A 17,398-nucleotide genomic window follows, 5' to 3' on the forward strand; every position below is an offset into this window, starting at 1 on the left:
CCTTAGCCGTACGCCGCTTCGTCCCACCACGGGAAGTAGTCCGGCATGTCGGACGAGACCCTGTCCGGAAACGCCGCGGAGCGCTTCTCCAGAAATGCGGTCACGCCTTCAGCGACATCCCGGCTGCGCCCACGCGACAGGATACCACGGCTGTCGACCTGGTGCGCCTGCATCGGATCGGTCATGCCCAGGCCGCGCCACATCATCTGGCGGATCAGCGCAATCGAAACAGGCGACGTGTTTTCAACGATCTCGCGCGCGATCTCACGCGCGGCGGGCAGCAGCTCTTCGGCAGGTAGCACTGCCTTTACGAGACCACCCTGCAGCGCTTCGGCCGCCTGGAAGACCCGGCCGCTAAAGCACCATTCCAGCGCCTGCGAGATACCGACAATCCGCGGCAGGAAGAAAGAGGAGGCAGCTTCAGGCACGATCCCGCGGCGCGAGAAGACGAAGCCGATCCGGGCGTTCTCACTCGCGAGGCGGATGTCCATGGGCAGGGTCATCGTCGCGCCGATGCCGACCGCCGGACCGTTGATCGCCGCGATCACCGGCTTCAGGCACCGATGGATACGCAGCGTCAGCCGTCCACCACCGTCGCGTGCGCTTTCCTTCGAGTAATCCAGGCTGCCATCCGCGCGAACGGGCGAGTCCTCGATCCCGACTGCGTCGAAAGTACCGGCACCGTCGCCCAGATCGGCTCCCGCGCAGAACGCCCGTCCCGCACCCGTCACGATCACCGCGCGAACATCGTCATCGGAATCGATGTGATCGAACGCATCGATCATCTCGTTCATCATTGTTTCGGTGAACGCGTTGAGCCTGTCCGCTCGGCTCAGAGTGATCGTGGCGATGCGATCCACCACCTCATAGGTGATCGTCTCATAAGGCATGCGTGTTTCTCTCCCTTGGGCGCCATGAACGCGGCAGCCCGGCCCTCAGGCCGGACCCTGTGTCGGTAATCCGGCGATGAAGCTTAGCTTTCGGCCGAAGCTGCCACGCTCTTGCGGAAGGAGATCGTCTGCGGAAGAGTGTACTCGAGCAACCCCTCGCTGCCATTCTCGATGCCGACGCCGGACTGCTTGTGCCCCCCGAACGGAGTCCAGGGCATGATGTATTGCGTCTCGTTGATCCAGACCGTGCCCGTCTCGAGCCGCGAGGCGATCTCCACCGCCTTGTCGACGTCGGCTGACCAGATCGAGCCGGCCAGGCCGTACTCGGACGCGTTGGCACGGGCGACGACCTCATCCACCTCATCAAACTTCAGCAGCGGCAGGACAGGGCCGAACGCCTCCTCCTGAACCACCCGGCTGTTCTCCGGCGGGTTGTCGACGATCGTCACGGGAACGAAGTAGCCGTCTGCTTGCGGAACATCGCCACCGACAAGGAAGTTCAGGCCCGACGCACGCGCATCCTCGATCAGGTTCTTTACACGGTCGAACTGCACCTTGTTTTGAACCGGCCCCATGTCGGTGCCCTGATCGAGGCCATCTCCGACCTTCACCTTGCGCGCGTATTCGACCAGCGCATGCGCCACGGCGTCATAAACGTCCTTGTGGACATACATGCGCTTGGTCGCGATGCAGATCTGGCCGCTGTTTCCAAACGCCGCCCAGAACAGCTTCTCCGCGACTTCCTCGACGTTTACGTCGGGCATTACAATGGCGGCATCGTTGCCGCCCAGTTCGAGAGTGAGGCGCTTGAGATTGGCGGCTGCGCTCTCCATGACGCGGCGGCCGGTGGCGGACGATCCGGTAAAGCTCACCTTGTCGACATCGGGATGGGCCGTCAGCCATGGGCCGAGCTGGTCGCCACCGCTAACCACATTGAACACGCCTGCTGGCAGATGCTCACGCATGAGCTCCGCCAACTTCAGCATGGTAAGCGGGGTGAACGGCGAGGGCTTGATGACGATGGTATTCCCGGTCAGCAGCGCCGGCGCGATTTTCCACACACCGAGCAGCATGGGGAAATTCCACGGCACAATGCCACCGACCACGCCGATGGGGACGTGACGAGTCTCTGACCGCCTCTCGGCGCTGTCTTCGTTGACGACGACAGGAATCTCCTGCTGCGAAACCGTCTGGCACCAGAAGGCGGCGCCCATGATCTCCTGCGCAGCCTTGGCGACCGGACGCCCCTGCTCCAGAGTGAAGAGGCGGGCGAAATCCTGAGCATGAGCCGCGAGGACCTCGGCGAACTTTGCTACGGCTGCGCGCCGCTGTTCCAGCGGAGTGGCACGCCAGGCAGGAAAGGCTCGCCGCGCCGCAGCAACCGCCTCATCTAGAAGCACGGACGTGCAGTCGGGCGCTTGCGCGATCACCTGCCCCGTGGCGGGATTGATGACGTCGATTGCCGTCGGCGTGGTGACGCTTCGGCCGTCGATCGTGAGCGTGAAGTCGCCGTCAAAACGTGTCATGGCATCCTCGCATGTTCTGTTCAGAGCCAGAGCTCCGCTCCGTTAATTACTCGATTGAATGAGAGCGGTCAATTGACAGCGCGGCCCTTTCCCGTCCAGAAAGGCTCGCGAAGTAACCGCCTGAGAATTTTGCCGTTCGGGTTGCGCGGCAAGGCATCGGTGAGGATCACCCGCTTGGGAACCTTGTACGCTGCCAGCCGCTCGCGCGCCCACAACAATAGCGCCTTTTCGTCAACGCCTTTCGCCGTCGGTACGACAATCGCGGTAACCGCCTCCCCCCACCGCTCGTCCGGCACCCCGATGATCGCGACGTCTTCGATACCGGGATAGGAATGCAGCGTGCTCTCGACTTCCGCCGGATAGACGTTTTCGCCGCCTGTGATGATCATGTCCTTCAGCCTATCCTGCACGAACAGATAACCATCCTCGTCCAGGTAACCGGCGTCGCCAGTCCGCATCCAACCGTCGACCAGCGCCTCTCGCGTCGCATCGGGACGGTTCCAGTACCCGATCATCGTGGTAGGAGATTTGATCAGGATTTCGCCAATCGTCCGCGCCGGAACCGGCTCCAGCTCTTCGTCGACGATCCGCAGCTCGACGCCCGGAAGCGCTTTTCCGGCGGACTTCATCCTCTCGTTTCCTGCGGGACTGTGATCCTCGGGAGGCAGCGCCACGATCGTTCCGCAAGTCTCCGTCATTCCATAATTCTGGACGAACTCGCATCCGAGCACGGCCATCGCCTCGCGCAGAAGGCCCAGCGGTATCGGAGAGGCGCCATAAAGAATGTAGCGGAGGCGCGAGAAATCCGACTGTGCCGCATCGGGATGACGCAACACCGCCTGCACCGCCGTGGGCACCAGAAAAACCCGGCTGATCCGCTCGTTCGAAACGGCGCGCAGGATCACGCCTGCATCGAACTCGGGCATGACGATCGACTTCGCGCCGTTGTAGAGCGCCACCAGCCCCCAGCCCGTGCCCGAGATATGAGCGATCGGCATGGTCAACAATGACACATCCTCCGGATCCCACCGATCCCACTCGATGTTCGCCGCCGCGGAGAGCGGGCGTAGCGGGAAGATGTTCGCGTGGCTCAGCATCGCGCCCTTAGGCCGCCCCGTCGTGCCTGACGTGTAAAGCTGGATCACCGGCCACGCCGCCTCGACAACCGGCATCGGCCTCGATGGATCGCCGCTCTCCCGCCATTCCTGGTAGGCGGGACATTCATGCACCGCCCCTTCCGTTGACACGAGTTGCAGCGGCCGGCCCTGGGCCAGCCTGGTGGCGGTAGAGTGGAAGTTCGGCTCGATGAACAGCAAGCCTATGCGAGCGTCGTCAATGAGAAACTCGATTTCCGGCGCGGTCAGGCGCCAACCGATCGGCACAAGCACTACCCCGGCTTTCGCGGCCGCGAACAGCAGCTCGAAATAGCGATCGGAGTTCTTGCCGAGATACCCGATCCGCTGCCCCGGCTCCACGCCCGAAGCGAGTAGCGCTGTCGCCGCGCGGGTACTTCCGCCGTCCAGTTCTGCATACGTCGTGCAGCGCGTGCCGAACTCGAAGGCGAGCGAGGCAGGTTGCCGCTTGGCGATCCCTGCAAGCAGTTCCGACAGCGTCTCGCTCACCGACCCGCCTCTCGTTCGATCTCGACCACCAGCTTGCCTTCCACGTCACGGTTGCGCAACCTCGCGAGCGACACGGAGGCCCCGGCCGAAGTGACAGCCGTCACTCGCGCCGGGAGCAAGGCGCCGGTAGACAGCGCTTCGGCGATAGGCGCGAATGTGGGCCGGAACAGCTTATGATCGGCACGGATCGCCCCGCCCCAGTCGACGCCGACGAGACTGCTGCGCCGCAGCAGCGGGAGGTTCAGGGGAAGGCGGGGGATCTCGCCCGCAGCGAAGCCAAGAACGAGGTGCCGACCGCCAGGCGCAAGGGTGCGGAACGCCGGATCGGAGGCGGGGCCGCCCACCGGATCGAAGACGATGTCTACAGCTCCCTTGCCGATCTGCGCCTCGACATTCTGCCGCCAGTCCTCGGCACCATTATCCAGAACAATAGCCGCCCCCTGTTCCAGTGCCGCGGCCCGTTTGGCCTCCGTTGAGGCGAGCGCGACCGAGCGCAGTCCCAACATGCGACCGAAGTCGAGCGCCGCCATACCGAGACCGCCCCCTGCACCAAGCACGAGCATTGTCTCGCCTGCCGCCGCCTTCCCCAATTGTCCAAGGCCGTACGCCACAGTGCTATAGTTCGTGACGGACGCCGCCGCCTGCGCGAATGACAAGGCGTCGGGTATCCTCACTGCCAAAGCCTCGCGGGCTATGGCATATTCTGCAAGAGCGCCGCTCGTCACGAGGGCGGCGACGCGGTCGCCGGGCTTAAGCGTATCCACGCCCTCGCCCACCGCATCGACCCAACCGGCGACTTCGCTTCCCGGCGTGAACGGGAGCGGCGGTCGGAGCTGATACTGTCCCGCGCATATCAGCGCGTCGACGAATCCCAACCCCGCGCAGGCCACCTTGAGGCGGACCTCGCCCGCCTTGACATGCGGGGCGTCGACCCGATGCTTTACAAGCGTCGGGCGTTCCGAAAAGTCCTCACAGACCAGCGCATCCATCATCATGCCACGTCACCGCTTAACACAGCGCCCTCTCTCTTTGATTGGGCGATTGATTAGCCATCCTAGGGGTGATATCGCAAGCGGGTTCACAGCGGAGCCGAGAATACGGGATGCCCGAAGCGTATATTGTCGCAGCGCCTCATACTGTCGGAGGGCGGCGTGCAAACCGGCTCGCGGGATGGCATCCGGCCGATCTAGGCGGTGCTCTCCTCGGCTCGATTGTCGCGCGTGCAAGGATTGATCCGGCGAAACTGAACGTGAACGGCGCGATCCGGAAGGCGCCGCGCTGATCATGGCAGGCCCGCTCTCCGGACTTCGCCTCATCGAAATGGCGGGCATCGGCCCTGGCCCATTCTGCGGGATGATGCTCGCCGACCAAGGCGCCGAGGTCATCCTCGTCCATCGCCCTGGCGGTGCGCCGGATCCGCGCGATCCGCTGATGCGCTCGCGCAAGCTGGTCGAAGCGGATCTGAAGAAGCCCGAAGGGCGAGAACGGGTGCGCGAGTTCGTCCGCTCGGCGGACGGCCTTATCGAAGGGTTTCGACCGGGCGTGATGGAACGGCTCGGTCTCGGCCCCGACGTTCTCCTCGCCGACAACACGCGGCTCGTCTATGGTCGCATGACGGGCTGGGGGCAGGAGGGCCCCTACGCACAGGCGGCCGGCCACGACATCAATTATATCGCGCTCGCCGGTGCGCTCCATGCGCTCGGCCGGGCCGGCGAGAAGCCCACCCCGCCGATCAACCTCGTCGGTGATTTCGGGGGTGGCGGCATGCTGCTCGCCTTCGGCATGGTCTCGGCGCTGCTTCACGCACAGCGGACGGGCGAAGGCCAAGTCATCGATTGCGCAATGACCGATGGCGCGGCGCTGTTGATGAGCATGATCTGGGGCTTTCGCGCCACGGCCGGTTGGACAGAAGAGCGCGGCACCAACCTGCTTGATACCGGCGCGCATTTCTATGATGTCTACGAAACGGCCGACCGCAAGTTCGTCTCGATCGGCTCGATCGAGCCGCAGTTCTATGCGGAGTTGCTGCGCCTTGCCGATCTGGCCGAGGATAGCCGGTTCGCCGACCAGATGAACCCGGCAGCTTGGCCGGCCTTGAAGGAGAAGCTCACGGAGCTTTTCAAGACGCGCACACGTGATGAGTGGTGTGCGATCATGGAACATAGCGATGTCTGCTTTGCTCCCGTGCTCTCGATGTCGGAGGCCCCGAGTCACCCACATCATGTCGCACGCAAAGCGTTCGTCGATCTCGACGGAGTGGTGCAGCCCGCGCCAGCGCCCCGATACTCGCGAAGTCCGGTCGCCACGCCGGTTCGCCCGTCTCCTCTCAAGACGTAGATCTTGGTAACATTGATGATTCAGAAAAAAGGGAGCGGGTGAGTATGGGTATTCAGGCGAAAGCAGCGGTCGCACGCGCTCCCGGAGCCCCGTGGAACCTGGAAGTTGTCGATATAGAAGATCCACGACCGGACGAAGTGCTGGTGCGCATCGTCGGCGTCGGCCTGTGTCACACCGATCTGGTATTCAGCGCCCATCTCCAGGTCATGAAGGCGCCGGCCATCTTCGGTCATGAAGGAGCAGGTATTGTCGAGCGGGTGGGCGAGAACGTGACCAAGGTCGCGCCGGGCGATCACGTCGTTCTAACCTTCAACAGCTGCGGACATTGTCCTACGTGCGACGAGGGGCTGCCCGGATATTGCTACTCCTTCCCGCAGCTCAACAATAGCGGGCGGCGCATTGACGGCTCGACCGGCGTCAACGTCGCGGGCGAGCCCGCCAGCGCGCACTTCTTCGGTCAGTCGTCCTTCGGGACGCACGCACTTGCCAACCAGCGCAATGTCGTTCCGATCGACAAGGACGTGCCGCTCGAACTCATGGGGCCGCTTGGTTGCGGCATCCAGACGGGCGCGGGATCGGTCATCAACTCGCTGGCCTGCCACGCTGGATCGTCGCTGCTGATCCTTGGCGGAGGCGCGGTCGGGCTCAGCGCCGTGCTCGGCGGGATTGTCCAGGGCTGCTCCACGATCATCGTCGCCGAACCCAAGGAGGCGCGGCGGAACGCGGCGCTCGATCTCGGCGCGACGCACGTGATCGATCCGCTCACGACGAACCTGCAGGAGGCCGTCCGCGCGATCGTTCCAGCTGGCGTGAATTACGTTTTCGACACGTCTGGCCTGAAGCCCGTGATCGAGGAGGCGATCGGCTGCACCGCTCCCCACGCCAAGATCGGCTTCGTTGGCATCTCATCCAAGCTCGACGATGCGATCGCGCTTCCGATCAACGTGGCAATGGCCAAGGGCCTGACGGTCATGGGCATCATCGAGGGCGACGCCGATCCCGACACCTTCATCCCAAAGATGATCGCACTCTACCGCCAGGGCAAGTTTCCGTTCGACAAGCTGATCACGACATACCGGCTCGACGAAATCAATCAGGCCATTGCCGATCAGCACAGCGGCAAGTGCATCAAGCCTGTCATGCTTCCCTCTGAATAAGGTTCAGCAAACGTCATGCATCCTTCCGTCCACGCTCGGTCGAACCCTAATAAGCCAGCGATCATCTTGTCGCCGAGCGACGAGATCGTGAGCTATGGCGAGCTCGACGCGCGATCAAATCAGGGCGCGCAGCTCTTCAGGTCGCTGGGGCTCAAGCCGGGCGACGCGATCGCGATCTGTCTCGAGAACACGCCGACGTTTTTCGAGATCGCTTGGGCAGCGCAGCGCTCCGGCCTCTACTATGTGACGGTGTCGAACAAACTGCAGGCGGATGAGGTCGCGTACATCTTGGCCGATAGCGGTGCAAAGGTGTTCGTCACTTCGCCGGCAGTGGGCAGAATGCCCGACGAGCTTCGCACACGTGGCCTGGACGCCATTCTTTTCACGGTCAGCGGCGCTATCGATGGCTATCGCGATTTCCTTGCCGAGCGCGCAGCTCAACCATCGACACCAGTTGCCGATGAGCAGGCGGGTCACGACATGCTCTATTCGTCGGGCACTACCGGCCGTCCCAAGGGGATCAAGCCGGCGGCGATCACGGGCGCGCCGATCGACAGCCCCGACTTACTCGTAAATGCTCTGAAGAATCTTTACGGCGGAACTGCGGACACGATCTACATCTGCCCCGCACCGCTTTACCATGCCGCCCCGCTGCGTTGGTGCATGGCGATGATGCGGCTCGGTGGCACCGTGGTGATCATGGAGAAGTTCGATCCTGAGGCTGCCTTGGCGGCTATCGAGCGCTACCGCGTCACCATGGGGCAATTCGTGCCGACCCACTTCGTTCGCATGCTCAAGCTGCCGGAGGCGGTTCGCTTGCGCTACGACGTGTCCTCCTTGCAGGCGGTCGTGCACGCGGCCGCGCCATGCCCCGTCCCCGTCAAGGACGCGATGATGCAATGGTTCGGCCCGATTATCCACGAATATTACAGCGGTTCGGAAGGTAACGGCGGTACGTTTATTTCGCCGCAGGAGTGGCTGGCGCACAAAGGTTCTGTCGGGCGCCCCTTAACCACCAAGCTCCACATCTGTGACGAGAATGGCGACGAGCTTCCACCGCGGACTGAAGGCACCATCTACTTCTCCGGCGGCCCGAGCTTCGAATATCACAACGACGCCGCGAAGACGCAGGAATCGCGCCACCCCAAAGGATGGTCTACCCTCGGCGACGTGGGCTGGGTGGATGAGGACGGCTATCTCTATCTGACCGACCGCAAGAGCTTCATGATCATCTCGGGCGGTGTGAACATCTATCCGCAAGAGCTGGAGAACCTGCTTGTCACGCATGCGAAGGTCGCGGACGTGGCAGTCATCGGTGCCCCCGACGAGGAAATGGGCGAGAAGGTGGTCGCCGTGGTGCAGCCGCTCGACTGGGCGGACGCGGGGGACACGCTGGCGGCCGAGTTGATGGCGTTCGCGCGGACGAACATCAGCCATGTAAAGGCTCCCCGCCAGATCGACTTCATGCAAGAGCTCCCCCGTCACGCGACAGGCAAGCTATACAAGCGCCTTATTCGCGACAGCTACTGGAAGAAAGCGAACGAGGTTGCGGCCTCCGAGGCGTAATCACGGCCGACCGACAGGTGGAAGCGGGAATGAGCGACAACCCGGACGAAAGTGTTCGTTATCAAGTCAAAGACGCCATCGCCACGATTGAGCTCAATCGGCCCGCTCGCCGCAACGCGCTCAATCGTGACGCTTACGCGCGGCTTGAAGATGCGTTTCGGCGCGCCGCTGCCGATCCCGAGGCGATCTGTATCATCCTCACCGGCGCAGATCCTGCTTTCTGCTCAGGAGACGACGTCGACGAAATCCTGAGCTCCGCGGCAAAGACGGTGAAGGAGGCGTTTGGCGTCGTGCGGCATCAGCCGACTCCGGCGGCGCTTGCGGCGCTTGAATGTGACAAGCCGGTGATCGCCGCGGTGAACGGCCCGGCGGTCGGCTGGGGAATGGAACTCGCGCTTTACGCCGACATTCGGATCGCCTCTGAACGGGCGAAATTTGCCGAGTTGTTCATCAAGCGTGGCTTGATATGCGATTTGGGTGGCTTCTACCGACTGCCCGCCATCGTCGGCTATGCAAAGGCAGCCGAATTATTATTCACCGGAGACGTGATCGACGCGCTGGAGGCGAAGGCGATCGGGCTTGTCAGCGAGGTTGTGCCGCATGGATCGTTGCTCGAGCGAACCCGCGTGTTGGCGACACGTATCGCCGGTAATCCACCACTGGCGTTACGGTACATGAAAGAAGGGCTTCGCCGCGCAACCTATGGAGACCCGCGCGATATCGGGAATTGGGCAACTGATACGCTCTACCGGCTGATGCAAACCGAGGACCATAGGGAAGGCGTCGCCAGCTTTATCGAAAAACGCTTGCCAGTCTTCCGAGGGCGCTAAGACGAAATCACCGAACGCTCCCTCCGCGGCGGTGCCGCCCGGGTAGACTCCGGGCAGCGGAGCACATCACGGCCGAATCTGACTCTTCCGATAGTCGACATCAGCGGCGGTCAACGCCGCCATCTCTTGCCGACGCGGCCCGAGGTAGCCAAACAGGAACGCGCCAACCTTCCGCATTTGGATCTCTTCCGCGCCTTCGGTGATGCGGTATCGACGGTGATGGCGGTAGATATGCTCGAATGGCTTGTGGCGTGAATAGCCGATGCCGCCATGCACCTGTATCGCTCGATCAGCCGCTTCGCAGCACAGTCTATTCGCCCAATAGTTGCACATCGACACTTTGTCTGAGAGGCGCCTCTCCACCTCCGGATGCGGCATCTGATCCATCTCCCAAGCCGTCTTACGGATCAGCTGGCGCAACATCTCGCACTGTGTCGCAAGTTCGACCAAGGGAAATTGTATCGCCTGGTTCTCCGCCAGGTCGCGGCCGAACGGCTTACGCGCACGCGCGTACTTTACGGCTTCCTCGACACAGTAGACAGCTGCGCCGAGCGAACTTGCCGCCTGCCGAATGCGATTCTCATGAACGAAAGCTTGGGCGAGCGGTAGGCCGTTGTCCTCAGGTCCGAACAGCGCCTCCTCGGGTACCCAAACATCCGTGAGTGTCAGGCGCGGATGGTCCGTCGGCATGTTGAAAGTCCACAGGTACTCGTCGATCGTCAGCCCCGTCGCTTCCTTTGGGACGAGAAAGCAACTGATCCCTCGGGCCTCGCCGTCCTTACCGCTTGTTCGGGCGAAGACCGCGCAGTGCGTGGCAATATGCATGCCGGTAATCCACATTTTCTCGCCATCAATGCGCCAGCCCGGAATGCCTTGGCGCGTTTCGCGCACCGCCCGTGTCTCCATGTGGGTCGCGTCGGAGCCGTGATGCGGCTCGGTTAATCCGAAGCACACGAACAAGCTCTGATCGAGCAGACCTGGTATGAAATCTTCTTTCTGCTTGTGCGTCCCGAAATCGCGGAACATGACCGCAAGCGGCTGATTGCCTACGATCGAGTGCTCGGCCTGAAGGTCGTTGTGCAGTCCGAGACCCTTGGCGGCAAGGTGTTCTCGGATGACGGCCATCCACAGATTGCCCCCGCCCTGCCCGCCAAACTCCTTCGGCTGCGCAAATCGGAAAAAGCCGGCCTTGTCCGCGCGCCGCTTGGCCTCTGCCTGCAGCTCTTCCCATTCATGCCGCGGCAGTCCGTGATTGTCCCAGTCGGTACGCGCCCATTCGCGGCGGTGATCGAAGAAGCGGATGTTATCATCGGCCTCCTCAAGCGGCCTGATCTCTTCCTCGATGAAGCGATCGAGCCGTTGTAGATAGTCGGCGAGCTCTGGCGGGATGCTGAAATCCATCTTCCTCTCCTACGGGTCACTTGTGACTCAGTTGTCGCTGCCGCGAAGTGCGCGAGCGCGTGTCAGCCCTGCATAACCGGGCTGGTCGACGTCCAGCTTCGCCTCCGTCATTGCCCAAAGACAAGCCTCGACCTCAGGTCGGGCCGGATCGATCGTGCGATCGGCAATGCCAGCAGCAAGCGCACGGATCAGATCCTCTGTGCTGCCCTCCTGGCCGAGCAGCACGGCCAGTGCGGCGTTCTCCCCGTCTTTGTCCGACTGCGGCACCATCAGCTCGCGACGCACCAGATCAAGGGCGTTAGCGGTAACCCGAAGCTGAAAGGCGTCGTTGCCGGCCAACTTCGGCAGGATCTCCTCCCGCAGGAACGCCGTAGCGGAGGCGAGTATCTCGATTGCTGTGGGTTCATCCTGCATCGTCAGTCGCCCAGATAGATGAGACGGAGAAGGTCGATCTCGTTTTCCGATGCGCGACGCGCAATCATCGCTCGCTCCACCGAACGATCGATGCCGTCGCGGAACACTGCGACCATCGAGGCGCAATTGACGCCCCAGCGCAAAGCGCTGTGCACCTCCCACCAGCGCATGCGGGCGCGGTCCACCGTTCCTCCGGCCGCCTCGTATCCCGCAAACAGCTCCTCGCGCTGGCCCAGCCCCGCGACTGGGCGATCCACCTGACCGAAGCGCCAGGGCGTCGCGCATAGCCAGGCAAGGTCCTCCATCGGATCGCCGAGATGGCACAGTTCCCAGTCGAGGACGGCTCTGACATGGTCAGGTCCGATGATGAGGTTGCCTAGGCGGAAGTCTCCATGCACGAGGCACGTGGGAGCGGGGTTGGGCAGACGGTCCTCCAGCCAGCGGATCGCCAGCGCGAACACCGGACGTGGACCGGTGAGCTCTTCGACGCCGCGCCTCATCAGGTCGAGCGCGTCAGCCGGTTCTCCAGCGCGCAACGACGGCAGATCCGCAATCGGCACACCGTGAATTCGCGCCAGAATGGAGCCGAACTCGCCTGTAAGCCGCGGTCGTACATCCAAGAACTGATCGTCCCGCAAAATCTTGCGCGCGATCGTCTCGCCATCGACATGCCGCGTGAAAAAGCCCCGGCCCAGGCCATCCTCAGGATCGAGCACGTAGCACAGCGGCGGCGTTCGCACGTCGTGCGCTGCCACCGACCGAATGACAGCGGCCTCGGTCTCCAGCCCGGCGGCGGTCTCGTGCTGGAAGGTGCCGCCCGGCGCACGACGTAGGATCATGCTCGATCGCCTGCCCTGCGCCTCAATGTCGAAAGCCCATGTCTCCTGGCTCGCCCCGCCGGACAAACGGCGGAGGTTACGCACCTCACCGCCCCCTTCAACAAGGCGATCAGCAAGCGCCGCGAGTCGCTCCTGATCCAGCGCCGCGGGCGCCACGTTCTCGACGTTCGTAGTCATGTCAGCTGATGCACGCCCCCAATTGGTTGATTGCAGACTGCCGCGTGGCGGCCCCTAAGTGCGCTTGACGGCATGCCGATGTCGGTTGCCCCTGGACGAGGCGGCCTCAGATGTCGCGCGGATGGTTGAAGATCTCGAGAGCCTGTTCTGCCAGGGTGTTGGTGCCGTTCTCGATCACTCGATCCGTCGCAACGTTGCCCATCTGGCTCCGCTTGTAGACACCTTGCGCAATCGCGGCCAAACGGAAGATCGCGAAGGCGAGATAGAAGTGCCAGCCCTCGATCCCATCGCGGCCGGTTCGCCGGCAGTAGGCGGCGACATATTCCTCCTCGCTCGGGATGCCGCTGGCCGCCAGGTCCACGCCGTCCAGGGTTCCCCAGGTGGGATCGTGCAGGTGCCATAGCAACGCGTTGTAACCGATGTCCGCGAGCGGATGGCCCAGCGTAGAGAGCTCCCAATCGAGGACGGCGATGATCTTCGGCTCGGTAGGATGGTACATCACGTTCTCGAGTCGATAGTCGCCGTGCGCGATCCGGACGCTGTCGTCGCCCCGGATCGCCGAAGGCAGCCGCGCCATCAGCTCTTCCATCGCGGGCAAGTGATCGGTCTCCGCCGCGCGGTACTGCTTCGTCCAGCGCCCGATCTGTCGCTCGAAATAGCTTCCGGCCGGTCCATAATCCGCAAGTCCCGCGCCCTCAGGCTCGATCAGATGGAGTTGCGCGAGGACCGCATTGAGCGAGTCATAGATCGCGCTGCGTTCCTGAGGCGACTGGTCCGGAAGGCGCGCATCGCGAAACACTCTGCCTTCGAGATAGTCCATGACGAAAAACTCAGTGCCGACGACGCTGTCGTCATCGCAGTAGAGCCGCATCTTCGGGACCGGCAACCCTTGTTGCCCAAGAGCCTTCATCACGCGGTACTCGCGATCGACCCGGTGTGCACTGGGCAGCAAGGCTCCGGGGGGCTTTTTGCGCAAGACATAGCGTTGTGGCCCGTCTGCACCTTCGGCCATGATCATCAAGGTCGGGTTGGACACTCCGCCTTGAATCTGACTAACCTTCATTCCGGCACCGAATCCGGGGATCCGCTCGCGCAAATATCCTTCCAGCGGTTCGGGATCGAACCGGTGAACCGCCATGACATCGGCCATCGTAGTGCCCGCGTCCACCATCACGACTCTCCCATCATTGACCGATCTGCTGCTTAGTCGATAAATCAAACGCGAATCAACGTGCGCAAAGTCTTCACTCTTCGCGCGGCAATCCCGGCTCGCTCGTGGCCCGGGGCGGACAAGGGGGTAGGGCCATGGCTCACATGAATCGCGCATTTGTATTGAAGCACCGACCGACCGCAAATCTCGCAGCCGGTGACCTCGAGCTTGTGGAAACGCCCGTTCGCGAGCTCGCGCAGGGCGAGTTGCTCATCCGCAACATCTACCTATCGCTCGATCCGACCAACCGGATCTGGATGAGCGACCGGGAGCAGTACCTCCCTCCGGTGGGCGTCGGCGATGTTATGCGCGGCGGCACGGTCGGCGTGGTCGAGGAGAGCCGGTCCGACCGGTTTGCGCCCGGAGACATTGTCATGCCAGCCGAAGGCGGTTGGGCGCTTTACTGCATTTCGCACGAGCGGGCGACGCGCCGGGTGCGCATGGCCTCGGGGGTCCCGCTCACCGCGCACCTCTCCGTAGTAGGTCCCACCGGCCTCACGGCTTACTTCGGCCTCCTGGACATCTGCGATCCGCAACCGGGGGAGACGCTGGTCGTGTCGGCTGCCGCAGGGGCAGTGGGGTCCGTCGTTGGCCAAATCGCCAAGATCAAGGGTGTGCGAGTCGTCGGCATCGCGGGAGGCGAGGCGAAGTGCCGCTGGATCGTGGACGACCTCGGCTTCGACGCCGCCATTGACTACAAGAACGAGGATGTGGGCGCGGCTCTTGATCGGCTGTGCCCGGACGGCATCGACATGAACTTCGAAAATGTGGGCGGACCGATCATGGATGCTGTCTTCTCTCGGCTTCGCCTGCACGGGCGTATGTCGCTGTGCGGCATGATCTCGGGCTATAACGAAGAGGGGCCGCTCGCCGGGCCGACCGATTTCGGCCGCGTGCTGATGAAGCGACTCACGATACGAGGCTTCATCGTTATCGACTACATGGCCCAGGCCAAGCAGGCCTACACCGATCTGTCGCAGTGGGTCTCGGAGGGTCGCCTGAAGTGGAAGGACCATGTGGTGGACGGGCTGGAGAACGCGCCGTCGGCGCTCGATCGCCTGTTCACGGGCAATCACGATGGCAAGCTGATGGTCCGCATCTCGCCGGAGACCTGAACGACATAGTCGGACGTTGATTATTCGCCTGATTAAAGGCATGCGGGCATCCAAGTGGCGCAGCATGCGAGGCGCCGAAGCTGGAGGATATCGTGCTTAATTTGGCCACACGAACGGCATTCAACGAGGACCACGACGCTTTCCGCGATCAAGTCCGTAAATTCTTTGAGCGCGAGATGCTGCCTCATCTCGATCGCTGGGAAGAAGAAGGCATCGTAAGTCGCGAGTTCTGGTTGGCCTGCGGCGAAGCGGGTCTGCTGTGCCCCACTCTGCCAGAGCAGTATGGCGGTCTTGGCCTCGACTTCGGCTACAATGCCGTGATCGACGAAGAACTGGCATACGCAGGCGCGACGGTCGGCATCACCTTACAGTCAGACATCGTAGCAGACTACATCCTTCACTATGGCTCGGAAGAGCAGAAGCACTTCTGGTTGCCAAAGATGATCTCGGGTGAGGCGATCACAGCTATCGCCATGACCGAGCCGGGAACCGGTTCGGACCTTCAAAGCGTCAAGACGACCGCGCGCAAGGAAGGCGACGAGTATGTAATCAACGGGTCGAAGACCTACATCACGAACGGTCAGCATGCCGACTTGGTCATCGTCGTCGCGAAGACCGATCCGACTGCCGGCGCGAAAGGCATTTCGCTGATCTTGGTCGAGGCCACTCGGGCCGGCTTCAAACGCGGTCGCAACCTCGACAAGATCGGTCAGAAGGCTGCAGACACGTCAGAGCTATTTTTCAGCGATGTACGCGTGCCGACTTCCAATATCCTCGGCGATGAAGGGCGCGGATTCGTATATCTGATGAGCCAGCTTCCGCAGGAGCGCCTCGGAATCGCCATTTCCGCACAGGGCGGCGCACAGCGCGCCTTCGACGAAGCGGTTTCCTTCACCAAAGACCGCAAGGCGTTCGGGCAGACGGTGTTCGACTTTCAGAACACGCGTTTCACTCTCGCGGAGCTCTCAGCCAAGCTGCAAGCCGGCTGGGCGCATCTTGACTGGGCAATCGCGAGGCATATCCAAGGCGAGCTGACTACGGCAGAAGCTTCGGCCGCCAAGCTCTTCCACACCGAGTTGCAATTCGAAGTTTGCGACAAGGCGCTGCAGTTGCATGGCGGCGCAGGCTACATGAACGAATATTTGATCGCGCGTTTGTGGCGCGACGCACGCGTGCAGCGCATCTACGGCGGCACGTCCGAGATCATGAAGGAAGTTGTGGCCCGCTCAATATGAAGGGAGCGGGTCGATGAACGTCAGCGAAGCTGTCAGCACCCGCCGGTCGGTTCGGGGCTTCCTCGATAAACCCGTAGACATGGGTCTGCTGCAAGCCTTGCTTCGCAAGGCTTCGGCAGCTCCTTCGGGCGGAAATATTCAACCCTGGCACATTCATGTCGTGAGCGGTAATAGGCTCACTGAACTGAAACGCGTCATGACCGCAAAGGTCATTGATCAGCCGGCTGGCGAGGGCAGCGAATACGATATCTACCCTCGTACACTTGATGATCCCTATCGCGCACGTACCTTTCAAATCGGTGAAGCGCTCTACACTTGCCTGGGCATCCCGCGTGAGGACAAGGCTGCGCGCGCACAATGGTTTGCACGCAACTTCCAGTGTTTTGGCGCACCTGTTGCCCTCTTCTGCTATGTCGACCGCGCTCACGGACCTCCACAGTGGTCGGACTTGGGAATGTACCTGCAGACGCTCATGCTGCTGCTGCGCGAAGAGGGCCTAGACTCATGCGCGCAAGAGTGTTGGGCGCTCTATCCGCGCACACTCGAGACGTTTCTTCAGGTTCCACCGGCGCACATGCTATTTACCGGCATGTCCATCGGTTGGAAGGACGAAGAGGAGCCCGCAAACGGTTTAGTTGCGCAGCGGGCACCTTTAAGCGAATTCGTTCGGTTTCACCAATGATCAAGATCATCTTCTGCCTGCGCCGGCGTCCGAGCCTCAGCTTTACGGAATTTCAAAGCTACTGGCGAGATCGGCATGCTCCGCTCGTAGCGCAGCGCGCGCCGATACTTGGCATCCGACGTTATGTGCAGAATTCGATGTTCGAGAACACCGCGCTTCAGCCCGCTATCGCGGCTCGTAAAGGGGAGGTACCACCTTACGACGGCGTCGCTGAGCTGTGGTTCGACAGTGTCGAAGCTATCCAGGCCGTGGGCAACACGCCCGAGGGACGAAAGGCCGGGCGGGAGCTTCTAGAGGACGAGCGGCGCTTCATCGATCTCCCGCGCTCTCAGCTCTTCTATTACCAGGAAAACGCAGTCCTCAGCTGAGCACGATTGTTAGTTGCTTGATTAAATAA

The 17,398-nt window shown here is 62.3% G+C and carries 16 protein-coding genes; 8 read left to right on the top strand and 8 right to left on the bottom strand.

The window, feature by feature from the left end; genetic code table 11:
- Positions 1-2 precede the first annotated feature (2 nt).
- From C2R25_RS02095 to C2R25_RS02110, 4 genes are all read right to left on the bottom strand, one after another.
- Positions 3-890: a crotonase/enoyl-CoA hydratase family protein gene (locus tag C2R25_RS02095; protein ID WP_103727651.1), complete on the bottom strand. Its 888-nt coding sequence runs from the start codon at positions 888-890 to the stop codon at positions 3-5.
- 83 nt (positions 891-973) lie between these two features.
- The gene (locus tag C2R25_RS02100) at positions 974-2,416 is read right to left on the bottom strand and encodes an aldehyde dehydrogenase family protein (protein ID WP_103727652.1); all 1,443 of its coding nucleotides are present in this window, start codon (positions 2,414-2,416) and stop codon (positions 974-976) included.
- 68 nt (positions 2,417-2,484) lie between these two features.
- Complete coding sequence (locus C2R25_RS02105; protein ID WP_103727653.1) at positions 2,485-4,038, bottom strand: fatty acid--CoA ligase; 1,554 nt, start codon at positions 4,036-4,038, stop codon at positions 2,485-2,487.
- Positions 4,035-5,033: an NADPH:quinone oxidoreductase family protein gene (locus C2R25_RS02110; protein WP_103727654.1), complete on the bottom strand. Its 999-nt coding sequence runs from the start codon at positions 5,031-5,033 to the stop codon at positions 4,035-4,037. The genes C2R25_RS02105 and C2R25_RS02110 overlap by 4 nt, the downstream gene beginning before the upstream one ends.
- 289 nt (positions 5,034-5,322) lie before the next feature.
- On the opposite strand from C2R25_RS02110, the gene C2R25_RS02120 reads away from it, so the two are divergent.
- From C2R25_RS02120 to C2R25_RS02135, 4 genes are read left to right on the top strand one after another with little or no spacing between them, the layout of a single operon-like run.
- On the top strand, positions 5,323-6,375 hold the full coding sequence (locus C2R25_RS02120; protein WP_103727655.1) for a CaiB/BaiF CoA-transferase family protein: 1,053 nt from the start codon (positions 5,323-5,325) through the stop codon (positions 6,373-6,375).
- 44 nt (positions 6,376-6,419) lie between these two features.
- Positions 6,420-7,532: an NAD(P)-dependent alcohol dehydrogenase gene (locus C2R25_RS02125; RefSeq protein ID WP_233203720.1), complete on the top strand. Its 1,113-nt coding sequence runs from the start codon at positions 6,420-6,422 to the stop codon at positions 7,530-7,532.
- Between the two features lie 15 nt (positions 7,533-7,547).
- Entirely contained in the window at positions 7,548-9,098 is a 1,551-nt protein-coding gene (locus C2R25_RS02130; RefSeq protein ID WP_103727656.1) for an acyl-CoA synthetase, read from the top strand.
- A 29-nt stretch (positions 9,099-9,127) separates the two neighbouring features.
- Positions 9,128-9,928, top strand: coding sequence for an enoyl-CoA hydratase/isomerase family protein (locus C2R25_RS02135; protein WP_103727657.1), 801 nt, complete (start codon positions 9,128-9,130; stop codon positions 9,926-9,928).
- A gap of 66 nt (positions 9,929-9,994) precedes the next feature.
- Here the strand turns inward: C2R25_RS02135 and C2R25_RS02140 are convergent, their stop codons facing one another.
- The 4 genes from C2R25_RS02140 to C2R25_RS02155 form a co-directional block, all read right to left on the bottom strand.
- Positions 9,995-11,329, bottom strand: a complete 1,335-nt coding sequence (locus C2R25_RS02140; RefSeq protein ID WP_103727658.1) for an acyl-CoA dehydrogenase family protein — start codon at positions 11,327-11,329, stop codon at positions 9,995-9,997.
- 27 nt (positions 11,330-11,356) lie between these two features.
- Entirely contained in the window at positions 11,357-11,743 is a 387-nt protein-coding gene (locus tag C2R25_RS02145) for a DUF6285 domain-containing protein (protein ID WP_103727659.1), read from the bottom strand.
- Positions 11,744-11,745: 2 nt separating this feature from the next.
- The gene (locus C2R25_RS02150) at positions 11,746-12,759 is read right to left on the bottom strand and encodes a phosphotransferase family protein (RefSeq protein ID WP_103727660.1); all 1,014 of its coding nucleotides are present in this window, start codon (positions 12,757-12,759) and stop codon (positions 11,746-11,748) included.
- Positions 12,760-12,865: 106 nt separating this feature from the next.
- Complete coding sequence (locus C2R25_RS02155; protein WP_199183736.1) at positions 12,866-13,930, bottom strand: phosphotransferase family protein; 1,065 nt, start codon at positions 13,928-13,930, stop codon at positions 12,866-12,868.
- Positions 13,931-14,064: 134 nt separating this feature from the next.
- Between C2R25_RS02155 and C2R25_RS02160 the strand changes: the two genes are divergently transcribed.
- From C2R25_RS02160 to C2R25_RS02175, 4 genes are all read left to right on the top strand, one after another.
- Positions 14,065-15,084 carry an NADP-dependent oxidoreductase gene (locus C2R25_RS02160; protein ID WP_103727661.1) on the top strand — a complete coding sequence of 340 codons (1,020 nt, stop codon included), beginning with the start codon at positions 14,065-14,067 and terminating at the stop codon, positions 15,082-15,084.
- A 92-nt stretch (positions 15,085-15,176) separates the two neighbouring features.
- On the top strand, positions 15,177-16,319 hold the full coding sequence (locus tag C2R25_RS02165; protein WP_103727662.1) for an acyl-CoA dehydrogenase family protein: 1,143 nt from the start codon (positions 15,177-15,179) through the stop codon (positions 16,317-16,319).
- Between the two features lie 13 nt (positions 16,320-16,332).
- A complete protein-coding gene (locus C2R25_RS02170; RefSeq protein ID WP_103727663.1) occupies positions 16,333-17,001 on the top strand; it encodes a nitroreductase in 669 nt (222 codons plus the stop codon).
- Positions 16,998-17,369 (top strand): EthD domain-containing protein, encoded by a 372-nt coding sequence (locus C2R25_RS02175; protein WP_103727664.1) that lies wholly within the window; start codon positions 16,998-17,000, stop codon positions 17,367-17,369. The genes C2R25_RS02170 and C2R25_RS02175 overlap by 4 nt, the downstream gene beginning before the upstream one ends.
- The last annotated feature ends 29 nt before the right edge of the window (positions 17,370-17,398 follow it).

Origin of the sequence: Novosphingobium sp. HII-3, assembly GCF_002916655.1 — a bacterium.
Classification (GTDB): domain Bacteria; phylum Pseudomonadota; class Alphaproteobacteria; order Sphingomonadales; family Sphingomonadaceae; genus Novosphingobium; species Novosphingobium panipatense.

Coding starts and splice junctions, on each gene's coding strand:
- C2R25_RS02095 (WP_103727651.1), bottom strand. CDS start 890: ATGCCTTATGAGACGATCACCTATGAGGTGGTGGATCGCATCGCCACG.
- C2R25_RS02100 (WP_103727652.1), bottom strand. CDS start 2,416: ATGACACGTTTTGACGGCGACTTCACGCTCACGATCGACGGCCGAAGC.
- C2R25_RS02110 (WP_103727654.1), bottom strand. CDS start 5,033: ATGATGATGGATGCGCTGGTCTGTGAGGACTTTTCGGAACGCCCGACG.
- C2R25_RS02120 (WP_103727655.1), top strand. CDS start 5,323: ATGGCAGGCCCGCTCTCCGGACTTCGCCTCATCGAAATGGCGGGCATC.
- C2R25_RS02125 (WP_233203720.1), top strand. CDS start 6,420: ATGGGTATTCAGGCGAAAGCAGCGGTCGCACGCGCTCCCGGAGCCCCG.
- C2R25_RS02130 (WP_103727656.1), top strand. CDS start 7,548: ATGCATCCTTCCGTCCACGCTCGGTCGAACCCTAATAAGCCAGCGATC.
- C2R25_RS02135 (WP_103727657.1), top strand. CDS start 9,128: ATGAGCGACAACCCGGACGAAAGTGTTCGTTATCAAGTCAAAGACGCC.
- C2R25_RS02140 (WP_103727658.1), bottom strand. CDS start 11,329: ATGGATTTCAGCATCCCGCCAGAGCTCGCCGACTATCTACAACGGCTC.
- C2R25_RS02145 (WP_103727659.1), bottom strand. CDS start 11,743: ATGCAGGATGAACCCACAGCAATCGAGATACTCGCCTCCGCTACGGCG.
- C2R25_RS02150 (WP_103727660.1), bottom strand. CDS start 12,759: ATGACTACGAACGTCGAGAACGTGGCGCCCGCGGCGCTGGATCAGGAG.
- C2R25_RS02155 (WP_199183736.1), bottom strand. CDS start 13,930: ATGGTGGACGCGGGCACTACGATGGCCGATGTCATGGCGGTTCACCGG.
- C2R25_RS02160 (WP_103727661.1), top strand. CDS start 14,065: ATGGCTCACATGAATCGCGCATTTGTATTGAAGCACCGACCGACCGCA.
- C2R25_RS02170 (WP_103727663.1), top strand. CDS start 16,333: ATGAACGTCAGCGAAGCTGTCAGCACCCGCCGGTCGGTTCGGGGCTTC.
- C2R25_RS02175 (WP_103727664.1), top strand. CDS start 16,998: ATGATCAAGATCATCTTCTGCCTGCGCCGGCGTCCGAGCCTCAGCTTT.